The following is a 21071-nucleotide window of genomic DNA, read 5'->3' on the forward strand; positions in this document are numbered from 1 at the left end:
AATAAACCTATCTTGGCGAACTCCTTACTGACCTATGCGATATATAACGTTACTATTGGCACTGTGTGTACTGGGTTTTCTGCGTGTGAGTGGGCAACAATTCCTTACGGGCAAAATTTACAAGGCGAACAGCACCGAGTATCTTGTTTCGGTGAGTATCCACAATATTACCCAGCAACGGTATGATCTGTCTGAAGAGGACGGCAGCTACCGGATCCAGGTTCTGCCGGGGGATCATGTTTCCTTTTCGTCGGTGGGATACAAGGCGGATACGATCACGATCACGGCGTCGATGCTGACGGCGGCCTACCCGGTGTACCTGGATATACGGGCGCAAACGCTGAGGGCCATCCGGGTCGGGGAATTCAGCAATTATCAGTTGGATTCGATGGATCGACGGAAGGAATATGCCTGGGTCTATGATCATGAGAATACCCCGCATTTGGCCAGGGACCGCCAGGGAGCCGATGGGGTTGGGGTAACGTTGAATATCTTCCGGAACAGCTCCGCCGCGGCCAAGCAGCGCATCAAGTTATCGAAACGGCTGGAGAAAGAGGAGGAGGACTATTATGTCGACAGCCGTTATAATAAAGATTACGTCACCAAGATCACGAAGCTGAAGGGTGATTCGTTGGCTGATTTCATGCGGAGGTATCGGCCTTCGTATGAGTACTGCCGGAAGGCGGCGAATGTGGACATCCTCGTTTACATCAACGACAGTTACAAACAGTATATGAAAGCTGATAATTGACTTTGGGCGACCGGACTGTTCCGGGTTTGGCCTATATTTATCACATGAAAGAACTCAGAAGCCGGAATTGGTTTGGGAAAACCGATAAGATGGGCTTTATCTACCGGAGCTGGATGAAGAACCAGGGGTTTCCCGAAGACCTTTTTGATGGCCGGCCGGTGATCGGCATTTGCAATACCTGGTCAGAACTTACTCCGTGCAACGCGCATTTACGGGATATTGCCGAGGTGGTCAAGCGCGGCGTCTATGAGGCCGGGGGATTTCCATTGGAGTTTCCTATTATGTCGCTTGGGGAGACTTTACTCAAGCCGACGGCCATGCTGTTCCGTAATCTCGCGAGCATGGATGCCGAAGAATCGATCCGGGGTAACCCGGTCGACGGCGTTGTGTTGCTGACCGGTTGTGATAAAACCACGCCGTCCACGCTGATGGGCGCTGCGAGTGTCGATCTGCCGACGCTGGTCGTGCCGGGCGGACCGATGTTGAACGGGAAGTTCCGGGGAACCGATATCGGGTCGGGGACCCATGTCTGGAAGTTCGACGAGGAGCGGAAGCGGGGAGAGCTTTCGGACGCCGATTATCTTTTTGCGGAGAGCTGTATGTCGCGCAGTGCGGGCCATTGCATGACAATGGGCACGGCGTCGACGATGGCGTGCATGGTCGAGTCGCTGGGGCTGACCCTGCCGGGGGCGGCGGCGATCCCTGCCGTAGACAGCCGGAAGAAGGTGCTGGCCCATTTATCGGGGCGGCGGATCGTGGAGATGGTAAAGGAGGATCTTCGGCTTAGCAAGATACTGACCCGGACGGCTTTTGAGAATGCCATCAAGGTGAATGCGGCTGTGGGGGGTAGTACGAACCTGATCATCCATCTCACGGCTATTGCGGGCCGTATCGGGGTGCCGCTGGAGCTGGCGGACTTCGACCGGCTGGGCAGCGGCATTCCTTTGTTGTTGAACCTGATGCCTTCCGGTAAGTTCCTCATGGAGGATTTCTATTATGCGGGGGGGCTGCCGGTGATCCTGAACGAGTTGCGGGAACAGTTGGATATGGGCGCCCTGACCGTGAATGGCCGGACGCATGGGGAGAATGTGAAGGGTCGGGAGACCTGTTATAACCGGGAGGTGATTGCGGCGTATGACGAGCCGCTGATCGATCATGCGGGGATCGCGGTGGTTCGCGGGAATCTTGCCCTCAATGGTGCGGTGATCAAGCCTTCGGCGGCGACGCCGGCGTTGATGCAGCACCGGGGGAGAGCCGTCGTGTTCGAAAATATCGAGGACTATCATCGAAGGATCGACGATGCTGCGCTGGAGATAGACGCCAGTTCGGTCATGGTGTTGAAGAATGTGGGGCCGGTGGGGTATCCGGGGATGCCGGAGGTGGGAAATATGGCGTTGCCGAAGAAGCTGCTCGAGCAGGGCGTGACCGATATGGTGCGGATATCGGACGGGCGAATGAGCGGGACCGCGTATGGGACCGTGGTGTTGCATGTTTCGCCGGAATCCGCTATCGGCGGGGTGCTGGCGCTTGTGGAGAATGGGGATTGGATCGAGCTGGATGTGGAGGGCAGGCGGCTGCATCTCGATGTGTCTGATGACGAGCTGGAGCGGCGGCGCCGGGGATGGGTGGCGCCTGCGGTGCCGGGGACGGGGCGGGGGTATGTCCAACTTTATCACAAGCATGTTTTACAGGCCCATGAGGGGGCCGACCTGGATTTTCTGCGCGGCGGTTCGGGCTCGGAGGTGAGCCGGGATAGTCATTAACCATGGCGGACCAAGGGTCCGCCGGCCGAAGGCCCATCATAAAACTCGCTTATGCATTTACTGCTTGTTCTTTTTGGTATTCTCCTTTTGGTCTTGCTGATTACGTGGGGGAAGGTCAACGCTTTTTTAAGCTTTTTGGTGGTTTCTATTCTTACGGGATTGTTGCTGGGTATTCCTTTTGATAAGATCACGGGTGCTGTGTACAAGGGGATTGGGGATACGCTGGGTCAGCTGGCGATCGTCATCGTGCTGGGCGCCATGTTGGGGAAGATGGTGGCGGAGAGCGGTGCGGCGCAGCGGATCGCCACGACGATGATGAATGCATTTGGCGAGAAATATATCCAGTGGGCGTTGATGGTGACGGGTTTTATTATCGGCATCCCGCTGTTCTACAATGTCGGGTTCGTGCTGATGGTGCCGTTGATCTTTTCGGTCGTGTATAAGTACAAGCTTCCTGCCATTTACATCGGGTTGCCGATGCTGGCGTCGTTGTCGGTGACGCATGGATTTTTGCCGCCGCATCCCGCGCCATCGGCGTTGGTGGGAATGTTCCATGCCAATATGGGAAAGACGTTGATGTTCGGGATGGTGATTGCGGTGCCGGCGATCATCGTGGCGGGGCTTTTCTATTCGCGGACCTTGAAGCATATCGTGGCCCGGCCATTGGAGGGGCTGGTGGCCACCGAGAAGCCGGAGGATCAATTGCCGGGGATCGGGCATAGCCTGCTTTGCGCCTTGTTGCCGGTGGCCCTGCTGATGCTGACGACCGTGCTTTCTCAAAAGACGGACTTGCCGGCGGGCGGGCAGGCGGTGTTGGGCTTTTTCAATGATGCCTCGGTGATCCTGCTGATGGCTGTCGGGCTGGCCACCTGGTTGCTGGGCGTTCGCCGGGGGATGAAGCTGACGGCCGTAATGCGGATCTATGAGGGAGCGGTGAAGGATATCGCGATGATCCTGCTCATCATTGCGGGTGCGGGCGCCCTGAAGGAAGTGTTCTCCGCCAGCGGGGTCAGCAAGGAGATCGCGACCATCCTGCAAACATGGCCGGTACATCCGCTGGTGCTTGGGTGGCTGATCGCGGCCATCATCCGGGTATGCCTGGGATCGGCTACGGTGGCGGGGTTGACTGCGGCGGGGATCATCCTGCCGTTGATGACGAGGTTGCATGTCGATCCCAACCTGATGGTCCTGTCCATCGGGGCCGGGAGCCTGTTCTTCTCGCATGTCAATGACGGTGGTTTTTGGATGTTCAAGGAATACTTCAACCTGTCGATAAAGGATACGATACGAAGCTGGTCGCTGATGGAGACCATTGTTGCGTTGGTGGGGCTGGCCGGGGTTTTATTATTAAATTGTTTAATTTAGTAGTAAAACCGGCATTTTTGGAGAAAACGATCACGAAGGACCTGCTCAGGAACGAGCTTTATAGCGACGGGCGGCCGGCGGGTGAAATGTTGTATTCACGGTATAGCGGGATGTTGTACAGCTATATCCTGCAGTTTGTGCCCGAAGCGGAAGCGGGGACATTGCTGGTGGATATCTTCGTCCGGCTGACGCCTCAGTTGAACGAGGCGTTCGACAGTTCACTCAGCGTGTATTGCTGGTTGCAGATCGAGTCCAGGAAGATGATCCTGGAGCATCTCCGAAAAAGGGGGGATGTGGCCGGTAAGACGACGACCGGGGCTATTATTGGCAGAGGCCCCGGGACGGCGGTTTCCTATTTTTCGTTGCTGGAGGACGCGCCGCCCGAGCATCAATGGGTGTTCCGGGAGGTGTTCCTTTATGGGCGGAGCAAGGAGGAATTAGCGCAACGGTCCGGTAAGGATCTGGCTTATGTCAGCCAATTGCTTCGGGAGTGTCTCGGAATGATCAGAAAAAGCTTGGGGTGAATATCGAACTATATCTTCAGAGCGGCATTGTCGAGAGTTATGCCTTGGGTTTGGCCACGCAGCGGGAGGTGGACGAATTCGAGGAGTTGTTGCCGCATTACCCCGAATTGAAGGAGGCGTTACGGGATTTTGAATATCATTTAGAGTTGTTCTCGATAGATCATGAGGTGCCGCCGCCGGCGGAGGTCCGCAAGCGGATCGAGGACCGGCTGCGGGAATTGCCGGCTATTCCCGAGTCCCGGCGACGGGTGGGCCGTGGGGACCGGACCGAGTTTGTTGCGGCGAAGGAGACTTCGGAATATATCCGGGTGCATAGGATTTGGCGTACCTTGTTCCTTGTCGTCTTTGTGCTGGCGAAGATATTTTTGATCCTGGCCATTTATTATTTTATTCAATACCGGCATGCGGCGCAAAAATAAATTTTGGACATTGGGGTTTGGCCATTAATTTTGGGCCGCAATGAATAACAGCAGACATCATCATCACCGCCATTTTCTCTTACCGAATCTAAAGTCCGGTGGGTAGGCCGGTGATGTTTTGTCCAAACATAAACTTATTCAGGGGCTTACCAAATGGTAGGCCCTTTTTTATTTTGCGGGACACGTGTCCGCCGGCCGAAGGCCAAACATTTATTACTATGACCAAACTGAAAATCGCGATCCAGAAGTCCGGCAGGCTTTATGACGACAGTGTCAAACTGTTGAAGGACTGCGGAATTGACCTGAAGAACGGGGTCAACAAGCTGAAGGCCGAGTGTGACAATTTCCCGATGGAGATCTATTTTTTGCGGGATGACGATATCCCGCAGTATGTGGAGGATGCGGTCGCCGATGTCGGTATTGTGGGGGAGAATGTCTTCTATGAGAAGAACAAGCGGGCCGATATCGTCGAGCAGCTGGGGTTTGGAAAGTGCCGGTTGGCGGTGGCCATCGGCAAGGCCGATCACTATTCGGGGGCGGGTTTTCTGAGTGGGAAGCGGATCGCGACGAGCTATCCGGTATTGGTGCAACAGTGGCTTGACAAGAATGGCGTGCAGGCGGAGATCCAGGAGATCAGCGGATCGGTGGAGATCGCCCCGGGGATCGGACTGGCGGAGGCGATCGTCGACCTGGTGAGCAGTGGGAGCACCCTGTTCATGAACGGGCTGAAGGAGGTGGAGACAGTGCTGAAGAGCCAGGCGGTGCTGATCCGTAATGAGCGGCTTGGCGAGGCGCAGCAGCAGCTGCTGGAGAAGTTCCTTTTCCGTATCCGGTCGGTGAAGAAGGCGAGGAACAATAAGTATGTGCTGCTGAATGCGCCTAACGACCGGCTTCAGGAGATCATCCGGCTTTTGCCGGGGATGAAGAGTCCCACTGTGCTGCCGTTGGCCGAGGAGGGTTGGAGCAGCGTGCACAGCGTGATCAGCGAAAATGATTTCTGGGATATTATCGAGCGATTGAAGGATGCGGGTGCGCAGGGCATCCTGGTCGTACCGATCGAAAAAATGGTGATATGAAAATTACGGATATAAGCAGGGGTTCTGTGGCCGCGGCGCGGGAGTTGTTGAGGCGGCCGGTGATCGATGTTTCGAGACTGGAAGCGACCGTCGGGGGGATTTTGGGTGAGGTGCGGGCAGGAGGAGATGCGGCGGTGCGGAAGTTCTCGCTGCAGTTCGACAAGGTGGCGCCGGAGCCGATAGAGTGTAGTACAGCCGAGATCGCGGCGGGAGCGGCGGGTGTGGGGGATACCCTTCGGGCGGCGATCCGGATGGCGGCGGCCAATATCGAGGCATTCCACCGGCGGCAGGTGCGGGTGGAAGAGGTTGTGGAGACGATGCCGGGAGTCCGTTGCTGGCGGCGTTCGGTGGCGATCGAAAAGGTCGGGCTTTATATTCCCGGGGGGACGGCGCCGTTGTTCTCGACGCTGTTGATGCTGGCCATTCCGGCGAGGATCGCGGGTTGCCGGGAGATAATCCTTTGTTCGCCGCCGGATGCGGAGGGGCGGCTTCATCCCGCGCTGTTGTATGCCGCGGAGCTGATCGGGGGGATTCGGGTGTTCCGGGCGGGCGGTGTGCAGGCGATTGCGGCGATGGCGTATGGGACCGAATCTGTTCCGGCGGTTTATAAAATCTTTGGACCGGGCAACCAATACGTCACCTGTGCAAAGCAGCTGGTGCAACGCGAGGGAATTGCGATAGATATGCCGGCGGGGCCGAGCGAAGTAGCGGTATATGCGGATGAAACGGCATCGCCTGACTTTGTCGCGGCCGACCTGCTGTCGCAGGCGGAGCATGGCGCGGACAGCCAGGTCGTGTTGGTGAGTCCTTCGGGCTCCCTTGTCGAGCGGGTGTTGGTGGAGGTGGAGCGGCAGGCGGCGTTGTTGCCGAGGGCGGAAATGGCGCGGAAGGCGTTGGCGAACAGCCGGGCTTTTGTTGTGAAGGATAGCGATCAGGCGATGGAGTTGCTGAATGAATATGCGCCGGAGCATTTGATCTTGTCTTGCGATGACGCCGGGCGGCTGGCCGGGAGTGTGGTAAATGCGGGGTCTGTGTTCCTTGGGAACTATTCGCCGGAGAGCGTGGGTGATTATGCGAGTGGGACGAATCATGTGCTGCCGACGAATGGGGCGGCGCGGGCCTTTAGTGGGGTGAGCCTGGATAGCTTTGTGAAGAAGATCACTTTTCAGCAGCTGAGCCGCGAGGGATTGGAGGCGATCGGCAGTACGGTGATGTCGATGGCGTCGGCCGAGGGATTGGAGGCGCATGCGAACGCTGTAAAAATAAGACTATAGATTATGTTCAATTTAGATAAACTATTACGCGACAACATCCGGCAGCTGGTGCCTTATTCTTCGGCACGGGATGAATTCAAGGGAGAGGCCAGGGTCTTTATCGACGCCAACGAGAACAGTCTTGGGTCGCCGCTGACGAAGTGGTATAACCGGTATCCGGATCCGCATCAATGGAAAGTCAAAGAGGCGATCAGCAAGGTCAAGGGGATGCTGCCGCAGCATATCTTTTTGGGCAATGGGAGCGACGAGTGTATCGACCTGTTGTACCGGGCTTTTTGTGTGCCGGGGAAGGACAATGTGATCATCAATCCGCCCACCTACGGCATGTACGAGGTGAGCGCGCATATCAACGATGTGGAGGTCCGGCGGGCGGTGTTGCTGGACGATTTTCAGTTGGACCTGGTGCATCTCGAGACGCTGGTGGATGAGCATACGAAGATCATCTGGATCTGCAGCCCTAACAATCCGACGGCCAATTCCATTAACCGGCAGGACATCGAGATCGTCCTGAATAATTTTCCGGGGTTAGTGGTGATCGACGAGGCGTATATCAATTTCTCGCGGCACAAGTCCTTTATCCAGGAGTTGAGCGACTATCCCAACCTCGTCGTGCTGCAGACGATGAGCAAGGCCTGGGGGCTGGCAGGATTGCGATTGGGTATGGCCTTTGCATCCGAAGCTATTATCGATATTTATAATAAGGTGAAGCCGCCTTATAATATCAGCCAGGCTACGCAGGAGCTGGCCCTGAAGGCGCTGGAAGAGGTAGGGCAGGTCAACGATATGATCCGCAGCCTGGTAACGATGCGGGAGCAGCTGAGTCATGACCTGGCGGAGTTGCCGATGGTTCGGCGGGTGTATCCGAGCGATGCCAATTTCCTGTTGGTGAAGGTGGATGATCCGCGGGGTGCGTATGCGCATTTGCTGCAGGCGGGTATCGTCGTTCGCGATCGCAGCAAGGTCGAGCTTTGCGAGGGTTGTCTGCGGATAACTGTGGGGACGGAGGGGGAGAATGCGGAGTTGCTAAAATCGTTGACCACATTCAGGCCACAGGCCTGACGGCCGAAGGCCAGACAACGTGGTTTCGCGCCGTAGGCTATTTTGCGGAGCAGCCGAAGGGGCGAAACACTTGGAAAGCCTAAGGTAAAAATTAGTGATCGCTCCGGTGGTTTTTTCGATTAAATTACAGCCTGTTAATCAAATCAACTATGAAATTTAAATCTTTATCGTTTGCGACGGCGTTTTGCCTTGCGGGTCTTGCCGTCTTTGCCGGAGATGGCGGAAAAGGGAAAAAGCCGGCGGATGCGGCCGGCCAGTTGAAGTTGCCGGCGGGCTTCAAGGCTGAAACGGTGATAGAGAATTTTGGCAGAACCCGTCACCTGGCGGTGACTCCCAACGGTGTGATCTTTGTAAAGTTGGAGAAGTTGAAGGACGGCAAGGGGATCTACCGGCTCGAGGATACGAACGGCGACGGAAAGCCCGATAAGATCACCGGATTTGGAGATTATGTCGGTACGGGGATGGCGGTCAGGGACGGTTACCTTTATGCTTCTTCGAATACGGATGTTTACCGCTACAAGCTGGATGGCTCGAATAATGTGGTCAACCCTGATAAACCCGAAAAGATCGTTTCGGGGTTGCTGGACCGCCATCAGCATAATTCGAAATCCATCGCGCTCGACAATAGCGGAAATATTTATGTCAACATAGGTGCATATGCAAATTCCTGCCAGGTGCAGGACAGGACCAAGGGGTCACCCGGTCGGATGCCGTGTCCGATACTCGATTCCGCCGGCGGAATCTGGCAGTTCAAGGCCGACAGGCCGGATCAGACCTATGGTACAGGTGTGCATTATGCGTCGGGGTTACGGAATGTAGTGGGGCTGGACTGGAATACCCAGACGAATAGTCTTTTTGTGATGCAGCATGGGCGGGACCAGCTGAGCGACAACTGGCCGCAATACTTTAACACCAAGCAAAGCGCCGAGCTGCCTTCGGAGTGTATGTATGAATTGCATAAGGGCTCCAACTGCGGCTGGCCTTATATCTACTATGATCAGATCCAGCATAAGCAGGTGCTTGCCCCGGAATATGGCGGGGATGGGAAGAAGGGACCGGAGAAGGAGTTCCAGGACCCGGTGGTAGCGTTCCCCGGTCATTTGGCGCCCGATGGACTGTTGTTCTACACGGGCAACCAATTCCCGGAGAAATATAAGAATGGCGCTTTTGTCGCCTTCCATGGATCGTGGAACCGGGCGCCTGAGCCGCAGGCTGGGTTCTTTGTGGTCTTTGTGCCCTTCAAGGACGGGAAGCCGAGTGGGAACTGGGAAGTTTTTGCCGACAATTTCTCCGGCGGAGCCGACAAGACCGCTTCGGGCCGGGTGGATTATCGTCCCTGCGGGCTTGCGCAGGGTCCGGATGGGGCGCTTTATGTGACCGATGATACGAAGGGGGTGATCTGGAAAATATCTTACAATAAATAACAACATGCGAAGATTCGGTATTCTATTCGTGCTGGGCGGAGGGCTCTTCGTGCTGGCGACGGCTTTGATGTCCCAGACCAAGAAGCCTGCCCAGGGTGGGCTGGCGGCTCAGATGACAAGGGGTAAGCAGGTGTATCTCGAGCAATGTTTAGCCTGTCACCAGGTGGATGCGGGTGGTGTGTCGGGGATGAATCCACCCTTGATCAAGACCAAGCAGGTGTTGGGTGATAAAGCGGCGTTGATCAAGATCGTGCTGAACGGGATGCAGGGGGTGGATATCGGGGATGAGAGTTACAATGGTGTGATGGCGCCGCACCCCGATCTGACGGACCAGCAGATCGCGGATGTGTTGACCTATGTGCGCAACAGCTTTGGGAATAAGGCGAGTGCGGTGACGGCGGCGCAGGTGAAGACGGTGAGAGCGACGAACAAACCGGCGGCGCAATAAACGATCTACAACATTTATGAAGAGGATCTTATTTATCGACCGGGATGGGACGCTGATAAAGGAGGCGCCACCAAGCTACCAGATCGATTCGTTCGAGAAGCTGGAATTCTATCCTGGCATGTTTGAATATATGGGGCGGATCGCGCGGGAATTCGACTATGAATTATTGATGGTGACCAACCAGGACGGGTTGGGTACGAAGAGCTTTCCGGAGGATGACTTCTGGCCGGTGCAGAATTTTGTGATCAAGGCATTGGAGGGAGAGGGTATCCGGTTTTCCGCGGTGTATATCGACAAAACTTTTGCATTGGAGCAGGCGCCGACGCGCAAGCCGGGGACGGGGATGCTGACGAAGTACATCGGGAATCCCGAATACGACCTCGCGAACTCCTTTGTCCTCGGCGACCGGATCACGGATGTGCAGTTGGCGAAGAATCTTGGTTGTAAGGCCGTATGGCTGAACAACGATCCCGATCTCGGTGGGGCGGAAGTGAGTGATTCGCGGGGTGACCTATCGGCCGCGATCGCACTCGAGACCTCGGAATGGAGTAAGATCTATGAATTTTTGAAGCTTGGGTTGAGGCATGTCGTGCATGAACGCAATACCAACGAGACGCGGATCAAGATCGATCTGAACATCGACGGGAGTGGGAAGGCGGCTATCTTTACGGGGATGGGATTCTTTGATCACATGCTCGAGCAGATCGCCCGGCATGGCAAGATGGACCTGACGATCCGGGCCGATGGAGACCTGCATATCGACGAGCATCATACGATCGAGGATACGGGTATTGCGTTGGGGGAGGCATTTGCGAAGGCATTGGCCGACAAGCGGGGGATGGAGCGGTATGGGTTTGCTTTGCCGATGGATGAGGCCGAGGCGCAGGTGCTGATCGATTTTGGCGGCCGGCCGTGGATCGTGTGGAATGCCGAGTTCCGGCGGGAGCGGATCGGGGAGATGCCTACGGAGATGTTCTTCCATTTCTTTAAATCGTTTTCGGATGCGGCGCGGTGCAATCTGAATATTGCCTGCCGTGGTGAGAACGAGCATCATAAGATCGAGGCCATCTTCAAGGCCTTTGCGAAGGCGATCCGGATGGCGGTGCGGCGGGATCCTCTGGGGATGTCCCTGCCGAGTACGAAGGGAGTGTTATAGGGGCCACGGCGCAAAACCCTATAGCTTGAAGAATATCTTCTTTTTATACAGGAAGTAACAGAGCCCCCATTCCAGGCCGAAGACGCATAGGGATGTGATGATCGCGGCGATGGGGATGGGGATGTGGATGATGCCCATCAGGCCGTTGGTGACGGCGCCGACATAGCCGGTGAACCAGCGATCGCCTACTATTTCAAAGAAAAGATAGATGAAGAGGGAGTTCATGCCGATGACGGTGAAAAACAGCAGCCGCTTTTTGTGATCTTTTATGTCGATCCACCAATAGCAGGTTGCGAGGACCAGCAGGCACCAGCCGAGCGAAACGATGGTGAAGCTGGAGGTGGCGATGCGTTTGATGATCGGGGTGATGCCGAGGGAGTCGATACCGTAGCCGAGGATCAGTAGGGCGACGCCCCAGCCGAGAAGGGGCTGTACTTTTTTTGCGGAGGGGCCGAGGAGGAGTTTGCCTGCGAGGGCGCCGGCGATGGTGTGGACTGCGGTCGGGATGCAGTTGATGGCGACCCAGCCGCCGTCATTCGTTTTGTTCATCAGCAGGAGATCGACGTAGTTACCGAAGTTGTGCTGGTCGGTGAATGGAAGGTCGAAGCCGGGGATATGGGTGAACCGATACAGGGCTTCGGTGAGGAGGAGCAGGCCTGCGCACGCGGCCAGCTGGGCGGCATAGGACCAGCGGAAGATGAGAAAGGCTATCAATGAGGTGAAGGACAGCTGGGTAAGGACGTCCCAGAGTTCGAAGGAGAGCCCGCCGGGGCGAACGGCGTAGTCGAGGACGCCCCAGAAGAAGAGCCAGCCGGAGCGTTTCAGCGCCTTTTTGAACGTGTGGTTCCAACTATATCCTTGTTGTTGCTGGCGGTGCAGTGAGAAGGCCATGGCGGCGCCGGCCATGAACATGAAGGCGGGTTGTACGAGGTCCCAGGCGCGGAGGCCGTGCCAGGGGTGGTGGGTGAATTGGATGAAGAGGCCGTGTAAGGGGGTGTTTTCGGTGTCTTTTATCAGATGTTCATAGAGGCCAGCGGCCTCAAGAGCCAAGAGGACCATGATGAGGCCGCGCATGAAGTCCAGGGAGAGCAGGCGTTGGGGGCGAGGTGTTTCGGTTGTTGGGGTCATGTCTAAAAATAAAAAAATTTGGCGAAATCATTTTTACCTGCCATATTTGCTGTGCAATGAAAATTTCGATCAATATTCAACAGTGGTGGTGGCATACGAGTCTCATGAGGGGCAAGTAAGGCTATTACTATAGTTTTATCATCATATTGGGCCCCGAGTATCGGGGCCTTTTTCATTTTGGGAACGGGGTTCCCACGGCCGAAGGCCAAACATCAGACTCATGAAAAAAATCGTCATCAAGACCCATAGTAAGAAGCTGCTTTCGGACATCTATACGCCGGTGGGTATCTACCTGCGGCTGAGGGACCGGTTCCGGGATACGATCCTGCTGGAAAGCACGGATTATCATGCGGCGGACAACAGCTATTCCTTCATTTGCATCAACGCCATCGGCGGGATCGAGATCACGGACAAGAAGAGTATCGAGTTCAAGCTGCCGGGACAGTCGCCGGAGCGGCAGCCCCTGGGTGATCTGGCGGCGACGCCGGGGTTGATCTGGGAGTTTATGCAGCGATTCGACGTGGAACCGGCAAAGGAAAAGGCGGTACGGGCGGTGCAGGGGTTGTTTGGGTATACCACATTCGATGCCGTGCAGTTGTTTGATACGGTCAAATTCAGGGACCGGGGGGAACGGGGAGCGATCCCGCTGATGCGTTACCGGCTCTACCAGTATGTGATCGCCATCAATCATTTCAAGGATGAGCTGTTCATCTGTGAGAATGTAATTGCGGGAGTCGAGTCGGAGCTTGCGGTGGTGGAGTCGCTGATCCGGAGCAAGGACGTGCCGGTGTATCCCTTTGAGCCGGTGGGAGAAGAGGTGTCGAATATGACGGACGAGGATTACCGGCAGATGGTCCGGAAGGGGATCAAGAGCTGTCACCGGGGGGATGTATTTCAGATAGTGCTGAGCAGGCGGTTCCAGCAGGGATTTCGTGGGGACGAGTTCAATGTCTACCGGGCTTTGCGGAATATCAATCCTTCGCCGTACCTGTTCTTCTTCGATTATGGCGATTACAAACTGATGGGTTCGTCACCGGAATCGCAAATACTCTTGCAGAATGGCGAGGCTATTGTCCATCCTATTGCAGGGACCTTTAAGCGGAGCGGGGACGACGCCATCGACAGGAAGGAGGCGGACAGGTTGTTGAAGGACGCCAAGGAGAATGCCGAGCATGTCATGCTTGTGGACCTTGCGCGGAACGATCTGAGCCGGAACTGCGACGACGTACATGTGGAGCAGTATCGGAGTGTTCAATATTACTCGCATGTGATCCACCTGGTGAGTGAGGTAAGGGGAAAACTCAGGAACGGGTATAATCCCTTTGCTTTGCTGGCGACGACCTTTCCTGCGGGGACGCTGAGTGGAGCCCCGAAATTCAAGGCGATGGAACTGATCGACGGTTATGAGCCCACGGCGAGGAGCTATTATGGCGGATGTATCGGGTTCATGGGTTTTGACGGCAGCTGTGTGCATGCCATCATGATCCGCAGCCTGCTGAGCCGGAACAATACCCTGACCTACCAGGCGGGGGCGGGGATCGTTGCGGCGAGCAACCCAGAGAGTGAGTTACAGGAGGTAAATAATAAACTTGGCGCATTGAAGTCGGCTATCCGGTATGCGGCGACACTTTGAGCCGACGCAACTATAAAAACTATGGCAGCACGTATTCTTGTTTTTGATAATTACGATTCCTTTACGTACAACCTGGTCCATTTGGTCGAGAAGCTGTTGCAGCAGAAGGTGGATGTGGTGCGCAATGACGCCATTCCGCTGGAGAAAGTGAAGGATTATGATAAGATCATTCTGTCGCCGGGGCCGGGCATTCCATCCGAGGCGGGGCTGTTGTTGCCGCTGATCAAGGAGTATGCTTCTTCGAAGTCGATCCTGGGGGTTTGTTTGGGTCACCAGGCGATCGGCGAGGCCTTTGGCGGGAAGCTGGTCAACCTGAGCAATGTTTATCATGGGGTGGCGACGCCGGTGAGGGTGTTGGACCGGTCCGGGGTTTTTGAGGGGATGGATGCCGTGCTGGAAGTGGGGCGGTATCATAGCTGGGTGGTGAGTGATGAGGGGTTTCCCGGAGAGCTGGAGGTGACGGCGAGGGATGACAACAACTATATCATGGGGTTGCGTCACAAGCGGCTGGATGTGCAGGGTGTTCAATTCCATCCGGAGAGCGTGTTGACGCCGGCGGGGGAAAAATTAATGAAAAACTGGTTGGCGTTATGAAAAAAATATTACAGTTTTTATTTGAGCATAAGGCGCTGCCGCGGGAGCAGGCGAAAGATGTGCTGACGCGTATCGCCCGGGGAGAGTTCAATGACAGCGAGTTGGCTGCCTTTATTACCGTCTATCTTATGCGTAGCGTCACGATCGAAGAGCTGCAGGGGTTCCGGGACGCCCTGCTCGAGCTTTGTATCCGGGTTGAACTAGAGGGACAGGAGACCATCGATATCGTCGGTACGGGTGGGGATGGCAAGAATACCTTCAATATCTCGACCCTCTCCTGCTTTATCGTGGCCGGGGCCGGGCGCAAGGTGGCCAAGCATGGGAATTATGGCGCTTCGACGATCAGCGGGGCATCGAACGTGATGGAGCAGCTGGGGTACAAGCATAAAAATGAACCGGGCCGGCTGAGGAAGGAGATCGACGAGGCGGGGATCTGTTTTTTGCATGCGCCGCTGTTCCACCCCGCGTTGAAGACGGTAGGACCGATTCGCAAGGCGTTGGGTATCCGCACTTTCTTCAATATGCTAGGGCCGATGGTGAATCCGGCGTTCCCTGCAACGCAGCTGGTTGGGGTGTATAACCTGGAGATGGCGCGCATCTACAACTACCTGTTGCAGCAGGCGGGCCAGAGGTTTACGATCATTCACGGGCTTGACGGGTATGACGAGATCTCGCTGACGGGGGATACGAAGGTGATCACGAATACGGGGGAGCGGATCGCCACGCCCGAAGAATTAGGAAAGAGAATGGTAAATGCTACCGATATTTATGGCGGCAACACGGTGGAGGAGGCGGCGAAGCTATTCGTGCGCATTCTGAAGGGAGAGGGCAGCTGGGCGCAATCCGCGGTGGTGCTGGCTAATTCCGCGATGGCTCTTTATTCCGCGGGCGGGTATGCGGGTTATGATGACGCGTATACGGCTGCAGTGGAGAGTTTGGAGAGCGGGAGAGCTTATGGGGCTTTGGAAAAGTTAATAGCATTGCAATGAAGAATATCCTGGATAAGATCATCGAGTATAAGCGGGTTGAAGTGGCGGAACGGAAGGCGGCGATGCCGGTGGCGAAGCTGGAGCGGATGGTGGGGTTTGAACGGGAGCCTTTGTCATTACGGGCTTTCCTGACGGACCCCGGCAGGACGGGGATCATTGCCGAGTTCAAGCGGCGGAGCCCTTCGAAGGGGGTGATCAATGACCGGTCGACGGTGGAGGCGGTGACGTCGGCGTATGCGGCGGCGGGGGCTTCCTGTCTTTCAGTGCTGACGGATGGACCTTCTTTCGGGGGCAGTTCCTCGGACCTGGTGGCGGCGCGGGCGAATGCGGTGCCGATATTGCGGAAGGATTTCGTTGTGGACGAATACCAGATCGTAGAAGCGAAGGCTATCGGGGCGGATGTTATATTGTTGATCGCGGCCTGTTTGTCGCGGGAGGAAGTTTGCCGGCTTGCGAAATTCGCCCGGTCGCTGGGATTGGAGACGTTGCTGGAGATACATGGGGAGGATGAGCTGGGGCATATCTGCGGGGCCACGCAGGTGGTAGGAGTGAACAACCGGGACTTGAAGACATTTACGGTGGATATCGAACGGAGTATCCGGTTGATCGACCGGATCCCGAACAATAGATTGCTGATCGCCGAGAGTGGGATCGACAAAGTGGAGACCATCTGGCAGATGAAGGATGCAGGTTTCCACGGGTTCCTTATCGGGGAGCGCTTTATGAAAGAACAGGATCCAGGGATTGCTTTTGCCGCATTTGTTCAACAACTCAAAATGCGTTGATGAGAGTAAAAGTCTGTGGAATGACCGAGATAGACCAGGTCAGGCAGTTGGATGCCATGGGCGTCGACTTCGCCGGTTTTATCTTCTATCCCAAATCCCCCCGTTATGTGCTGCGTCACCTGGCCGGCGAGCAGGTGAAGAAAGCCAGGCTGAGGCTGGGAAAGGTGGGCGTCTTTGTGAACGCCAGCTATGACGAGGTGATGAAGCAGGTGGACAGCTTCGGGCTGGACATGATCCAGCTGCATGGGGATGAGACGCCGAGGCTTTGCGAGCAGCTGGCCAACTACATCACGGTCATCAAGGTCTTCCGGCTTGGCGAGGACGACCCGGTGGATTGGATCATCAAGCCCTACCAGGACGCCTGCGATATGTTCCTTTTCGACACCGAAGGGGTGGGTTATGGCGGAACGGGCAAGAAGTTCAACTGGGAAACGCTGAAGCCTGCGCATATCGACAAGCTTTTCTTTTTGAGCGGAGGGATCGAACAGGGGGATGTGGAGCGGCTGAAGGCCTTTGAACGGGAACCGGTGGCCAGGAAGCTGTTTGCCATAGACATCAATAGTAAGTTCGAGGCGAGTCCCGGGGTGAAGGACCTGAAGAAGGTGCGGGCGATGCTCGATGGAGTGAAGACGACCAATAAATAATGAATTGATCATGATAAAGGAAAGAATCAGCAAGTCGCCGGATGAGCGGGGATATTACGGAAAATTCGGGGGGGCGTTCATCCCGGAGATGCTTTATCCCAATGTGGAGGAGTTGCGGAAGCGCTATCTCGAGATCATGCATGAGGCGGCCTTCCAAAAGGAGTACCAGGGGCTGCTGCGGGACTATGTCGGCCGGCCTTCGCCTTTGTACCTGGCGGAGCGGCTGAGTGCCAAGTATAACGCGCCTATTTACCTGAAGAGGGAAGATCTTAATCATACCGGGGCGCATAAGATCAATAATACGATCGGGCAGATCCTGCTGGCGCAGCGGTTGGGAAAGCGGCGGATCATCGCGGAGACGGGTGCGGGGCAGCATGGGGTTGCTACGGCGACCGTCTGCGCTCTGAAGGGGATCGAGTGCATCGTGTATATGGGCGAGAAGGATATCGAGCGGCAGGCGCCGAATGTGGCGCGGATGAAGATGCTTGGGGCGAAGGTCATTCCGGCGACAAGCGGCAGCAAGACGCTGAAGGACGCGACCAATGAGGCCATCCGCGACTGGATCAACAATCCTGTCGACACGCATTATATCATCGGGAGCGTTGTCGGGCCGCATCCTTACCCGGATATGGTGGCGAGGTTCCAGAGTGTCATCAGCGAGGAGATCCGGGTCCAGCTGAAGGAAAAGACAGGGAGTGAGCTGCCTACCCATGTGATTGCCTGTGTGGGTGGGGGGAGTAACGCCGCAGGGACCTTTTATCATTTTTTAGAGGAACCGGAGGTCGAGTTGATCGCGGTGGAAGCGGCGGGGCATGGTATCCATAGCGGGATGAGTGCGGCGACCACCCAGTTGGGTAAGCCGGGTATCCTGCATGGCAGCCGGAGCTATGTGATGCAAACGGAAGACGGGCAGGTAGTGGAGCCGCACAGCATTTCAGCCGGATTGGACTACCCGGGCATCGGGCCTTTGCATGCGTTTCTTTTTGACAGCGGCCGGGGGACTTTTTTAAGCGCTACGGATGAGGAAGCGGTGCGGGCGGCTTTCGAGCTGACCCGGTTGGAGGGGATCATTCCCGCGCTGGAGTCGGCGCATGCGCTGGCGGCGTTGGATCAACTACAATTCAATGAGCGGGATACAGTGGTGCTTTGCCTGAGCGGGCGGGGCGATAAAGATATGGCCACTTATATGCGCGTCATGGAAAACGGAACATTATGAGCAGAATAACGGAATTGTTTAGGCGGAAACGTGAGCGCGTGCTGAATGTCTATTGCACGGCGGGTTTTCCGCGGCTGGACAGTACGCTGGAGGTCATGCGGGCGCTGCAGGAAGGTGGCGCGGACCTGATCGAGCTGGGGATGCCTTACAGTGATCCATTGGCGGATGGCCCGGTGATCCAGGCCAGCAGCTCGGTTGCCTTGTCGAATGGAATGACGATCGCAAGGCTTTTTGAGCAACTGGCTACGATGCGGCAGACGGTAACCGTACCGGTGCTGTTGATGGGGTATATGAACCCGGTACTGCAATATGGGTTTGAAAAGTTTTGTGAAGCTGCGGCTGCCGCGGGTGTCGACGGGTTGATCCTGCCGGACCTGCCGATCTATGAATTCGAGACGGAATATGGGCCGGTGATGAAGCGGTACGGACTCGACTTTGTATTCCTGGTGACGCCGGAGACCACATCGGAGCGGATACGAAAGGTGGACTCGTTGAGCTCCGGGTTCTTATATGCGGTGTCTTCTTCCTCGACGACGGGGAAGGACAAGGATTTGGGAGAGCAGGAGGCGTATTTTGCGCGGCTGAAGGAAATGAACCTGAATAATCCTGTGTTGGTCGGGTTTGGTATCCGGGATAAGGGGACTTTTGACGCCGCCTGCCGGCATGCGAATGGGGCGATCATCGGAACGGCATATATCCGGGCGCTGGATGGGGCAAAAGATATAGGTAAAGCGACGAAAACTTTTTTATCGGGGATACTATGAGTCTGGTCATTGTCAAATATAATGCGGGGAACATCCAGTCGGTGTTGTATGCATTGGAACGTATTGGCCGGCAGGCGGTGGTCACCGACGATGCTGCGTTGATCACGGCGGCGGACAAGGTGATCTTTCCCGGGGTTGGGGAGGCGAGCACGGCGATGGGGTACCTGCGGGAGCGAGGACTGGACGAGCTGATCCGGGGACTTCGCCAGCCTGTATTGGGCATTTGTTTAGGGATGCAACTGATGTGCAGCTACAGCGAGGAGAATGATACGAGCTGTTTGGGAATATTTGAAGAGAGGGTGAAACATTTTTCGGGTGAGGGTGGACTGAAGGTGCCGCAGATCGGTTGGAATACGATCTATGATCTTCGTACGCCGCTGTTCGAGGGCGTGGGGGAGAATAGTTATTGTTATTTCGTGCATGGGTATTATGCCGCGTTGGGAGCGCACACGATCGGGAAGACAGAGTATGGGCAGGCCTACAGTTCGGCGTTGCACCGGGATAATTTTTATGGGGTGCAGTTCCACCCCGAGAAATCCGCGCAGGCGGGAGAAAGGATATTGAGAAATTTTATTGAGATGTAATTATGGAGATCATACCGGCGATAGATATTATAGACGGAAAGTGTGTTCGACTCACGCAAGGGGACTACGAGCAAAAGAAGGTGTATAACGAGCGGCCGCTCGAGGTGGCCCGGCAGTTCGAGGATGCGGGGTTGCGGCGTCTGCACCTCGTGGACCTGGATGGGGCGAAAGCGGGTGCGGTGAAGAACTGGAAGGTGCTGGAGACGCTGGCGGGGAAGACGGGATTGGTGATAGATTTTGGCGGTGGCATCAAGACGGAGGCGGATGTGGAGATCGTTTTCAACTCCGGGGCGGCGCTGGCGACGGTCGGCAGCGTTGCGGTGAAGGATGGGCCGTTGTTTGTGAGCTGGCTACAGGCATATGGGGCGGATAAGTTCCTGTTGGGCGCCGACGTGAAGGATGAGAAGATCGCGGTGGGCGGTTGGCTGGAGACGACGGACCGGTGGATCTATGATTTTATCGCGGAATATATGGAGAAGGGTGTGCGGCAGCTTTTTTGTACGGATGTGAGCAAGGATGGTTTGTTGCAGGGGCCGGCGCTGGACCTCTATAAAAATATCGTCGAGAAATTCCCCGGGCTGCATTTTATTGCGAGCGGCGGGGTGAGTGGGATGGGTGATGTCCGGCGGCTGGAGGAAGTGGGTTGTGCCGGGGTCATCATCGGAAAGGCTATTTATGAAGGAAGGATAACCTTGAAAGAACTATGCTGACAAAACGGATCATACCCTGCCTCGATATCAAGGATGGCAGGACGGTCAAAGGGGTGAACTTCGAGAACATCCGCGACGCCGGCGACCCGGTGGAATTGGGGGCGTTGTATGCGCGGGAGGGGGCGGACGAGCTGGTATTCCTGGATATTACGGCCACCAATGAGAAGCGGAAGACGCTGAGCGAGCTCGTAAACCGGATCGCGCATCATATCAATATCCCGTTTACGGTCGGGGGTGGCATCAGCAGCGTGGAAGATGTGCAGGTGTTGTTGCAGAATGGGGCCGATAAGATATCGGTAAATACTTCTGCATTCCGGCGGCCGGAGCTGGTTTCGGAGCTGGCGAAGGAGTTTGGGTCGCAGTGTGTGGTGGCGGCGATCGATACCAGGATGGAGGAAGATGGGCAGTGGTATGTGTATCTAAATGGCGGGAGGGTGAAGACGGAGCGGTTTTGTTTCGATTGGGCGCGGGAGGCGGTGGACCGGGGAGCGGGTGAGATCCTGCTGACCTCGATGAACAATGATGGGACGAAGCGGGGGTTTGCGTTGGATATTACGCGGCAGCTGGCGGAGTCGTTGCCGGTGCCGGTCATTGCGTCCGGTGGGGGCGGGACGCCGGATCATTTTGTGAGGGTGCTGGGTGAGGGGAAGGCGGATGCCGCGCTGGCGGCGAGTATCTTTCATTTTAAGGAAATAGCTATTCCGGATTTAAAAGGATATTTGCGGGAGCGCGGGGTAACCGTGCGGATCGTATAAAACAGAGACT

General features: G+C 56.0%; 22 protein-coding genes. 21 read left to right on the top strand and 1 reads right to left on the bottom strand.

Annotated elements, in window-relative coordinates:
• Positions 1-55 precede the first annotated feature (55 nt).
• The 11 genes from VHE34_RS11580 (at position 56) to hisB (ending at position 11259) form a co-directional block, all read left to right on the top strand.
• On the top strand, positions 56-751 hold the full coding sequence (locus VHE34_RS11580) for a hypothetical protein (RefSeq protein WP_325587955.1): 696 nt from the start codon (positions 56-58) through the stop codon (positions 749-751).
• Positions 752-795: 44 nt separating this feature from the next.
• Positions 796-2514, top strand: coding sequence for an IlvD/Edd family dehydratase (locus VHE34_RS11585; protein ID WP_325587957.1), 1719 nt, complete (start codon positions 796-798; stop codon positions 2512-2514).
• Between the two features lie 51 nt (positions 2515-2565).
• Positions 2566-3879, top strand: a complete 1314-nt coding sequence (locus VHE34_RS11590; RefSeq protein WP_325587959.1) for a gluconate:H+ symporter — start codon at positions 2566-2568, stop codon at positions 3877-3879.
• A 17-nt stretch (positions 3880-3896) separates the two neighbouring features.
• A complete protein-coding gene (locus VHE34_RS11595; protein WP_325587961.1) occupies positions 3897-4403 on the top strand; it encodes a hypothetical protein in 507 nt (168 codons plus the stop codon).
• Positions 4400-4822, top strand: coding sequence for a hypothetical protein (locus VHE34_RS11600; RefSeq protein ID WP_325587963.1), 423 nt, complete (start codon positions 4400-4402; stop codon positions 4820-4822). Before VHE34_RS11595 ends, VHE34_RS11600 begins: the two co-directional genes overlap by 4 nt.
• A gap of 218 nt (positions 4823-5040) precedes the next feature.
• A complete protein-coding gene (hisG, locus tag VHE34_RS11605) occupies positions 5041-5898 on the top strand; it encodes an ATP phosphoribosyltransferase (RefSeq protein WP_325587965.1) in 858 nt (285 codons plus the stop codon).
• Positions 5895-7172 carry a histidinol dehydrogenase gene (gene hisD / locus VHE34_RS11610; RefSeq protein WP_325587966.1) on the top strand — a complete coding sequence of 426 codons (1278 nt, stop codon included), beginning with the start codon at positions 5895-5897 and terminating at the stop codon, positions 7170-7172. Before hisG ends, hisD begins: the two co-directional genes overlap by 4 nt.
• Positions 7173-7175: 3 nt before the next feature.
• Positions 7176-8231 carry a histidinol-phosphate transaminase gene (gene hisC, locus VHE34_RS11615; protein WP_325587969.1) on the top strand — a complete coding sequence of 352 codons (1056 nt, stop codon included), beginning with the start codon at positions 7176-7178 and terminating at the stop codon, positions 8229-8231.
• A 149-nt stretch (positions 8232-8380) separates the two neighbouring features.
• A complete protein-coding gene (locus VHE34_RS11620; RefSeq protein ID WP_325587971.1) occupies positions 8381-9655 on the top strand; it encodes a PQQ-dependent sugar dehydrogenase in 1275 nt (424 codons plus the stop codon).
• 4 nt (positions 9656-9659) lie between these two features.
• The gene (locus VHE34_RS11625; protein ID WP_325587973.1) at positions 9660-10103 is read left to right on the top strand and encodes a cytochrome c; all 444 of its coding nucleotides are present in this window, start codon (positions 9660-9662) and stop codon (positions 10101-10103) included.
• A 16-nt stretch (positions 10104-10119) separates the two neighbouring features.
• Entirely contained in the window at positions 10120-11259 is a 1140-nt protein-coding gene (gene hisB, locus VHE34_RS11630) for a bifunctional histidinol-phosphatase/imidazoleglycerol-phosphate dehydratase HisB (RefSeq protein ID WP_325587975.1), read from the top strand.
• An 18-nt stretch (positions 11260-11277) separates the two neighbouring features.
• On the opposite strand, the gene VHE34_RS11635 is transcribed toward hisB, so the two are convergent.
• Positions 11278-12387, bottom strand: coding sequence for a DUF5009 domain-containing protein (locus VHE34_RS11635; protein WP_325587977.1), 1110 nt, complete (start codon positions 12385-12387; stop codon positions 11278-11280).
• Between the two features lie 220 nt (positions 12388-12607).
• Here VHE34_RS11635 and VHE34_RS11640 point away from each other — a divergent pair, with 220 nt between their 5' ends.
• The 10 genes from VHE34_RS11640 to hisF are packed head-to-tail and all read left to right on the top strand — an operon-like array spanning position 12608 to position 21061.
• Entirely contained in the window at positions 12608-14020 is a 1413-nt protein-coding gene (locus VHE34_RS11640; RefSeq protein WP_325587979.1) for an anthranilate synthase component I family protein, read from the top strand.
• A gap of 21 nt (positions 14021-14041) precedes the next feature.
• A complete protein-coding gene (locus VHE34_RS11645; RefSeq protein ID WP_325587981.1) occupies positions 14042-14614 on the top strand; it encodes an aminodeoxychorismate/anthranilate synthase component II in 573 nt (190 codons plus the stop codon).
• A complete protein-coding gene (gene trpD / locus VHE34_RS11650) occupies positions 14611-15603 on the top strand; it encodes an anthranilate phosphoribosyltransferase (RefSeq protein ID WP_325587983.1) in 993 nt (330 codons plus the stop codon). Before VHE34_RS11645 ends, trpD begins: the two co-directional genes overlap by 4 nt.
• Positions 15600-16388: an indole-3-glycerol phosphate synthase TrpC gene (gene trpC / locus VHE34_RS11655; RefSeq protein WP_325587985.1), complete on the top strand. Its 789-nt coding sequence runs from the start codon at positions 15600-15602 to the stop codon at positions 16386-16388. The genes trpD and trpC overlap by 4 nt, the downstream gene beginning before the upstream one ends.
• Positions 16388-17032: a phosphoribosylanthranilate isomerase gene (locus tag VHE34_RS11660; protein WP_325587987.1), complete on the top strand. Its 645-nt coding sequence runs from the start codon at positions 16388-16390 to the stop codon at positions 17030-17032. The genes trpC and VHE34_RS11660 overlap by 1 nt, the downstream gene beginning before the upstream one ends.
• Positions 17033-17042: 10 nt before the next feature.
• Positions 17043-18248, top strand: coding sequence for a tryptophan synthase subunit beta (gene trpB, locus VHE34_RS11665; RefSeq protein WP_325587989.1), 1206 nt, complete (start codon positions 17043-17045; stop codon positions 18246-18248).
• Positions 18245-19012 carry a tryptophan synthase subunit alpha gene (gene trpA / locus VHE34_RS11670; protein ID WP_325587993.1) on the top strand — a complete coding sequence of 256 codons (768 nt, stop codon included), beginning with the start codon at positions 18245-18247 and terminating at the stop codon, positions 19010-19012. Before trpB ends, trpA begins: the two co-directional genes overlap by 4 nt.
• Positions 19009-19596 (top strand): imidazole glycerol phosphate synthase subunit HisH, encoded by a 588-nt coding sequence (gene hisH, locus VHE34_RS11675; protein WP_325587995.1) that lies wholly within the window; start codon positions 19009-19011, stop codon positions 19594-19596. Before trpA ends, hisH begins: the two co-directional genes overlap by 4 nt.
• Before the next feature lie 2 nt (positions 19597-19598).
• The gene (gene hisA / locus VHE34_RS11680) at positions 19599-20306 is read left to right on the top strand and encodes a 1-(5-phosphoribosyl)-5-[(5-phosphoribosylamino)methylideneamino]imidazole-4-carboxamide isomerase (RefSeq protein WP_325587997.1); all 708 of its coding nucleotides are present in this window, start codon (positions 19599-19601) and stop codon (positions 20304-20306) included.
• Entirely contained in the window at positions 20300-21061 is a 762-nt protein-coding gene (gene hisF, locus VHE34_RS11685; protein ID WP_325587999.1) for an imidazole glycerol phosphate synthase subunit HisF, read from the top strand. The genes hisA and hisF overlap by 7 nt, the downstream gene beginning before the upstream one ends.
• Positions 21062-21071 lie beyond the last annotated feature (10 nt).

Source organism: Puia sp., from assembly GCF_035546395.1.
Lineage (GTDB): Bacteria > Bacteroidota > Bacteroidia > Chitinophagales > Chitinophagaceae > Puia.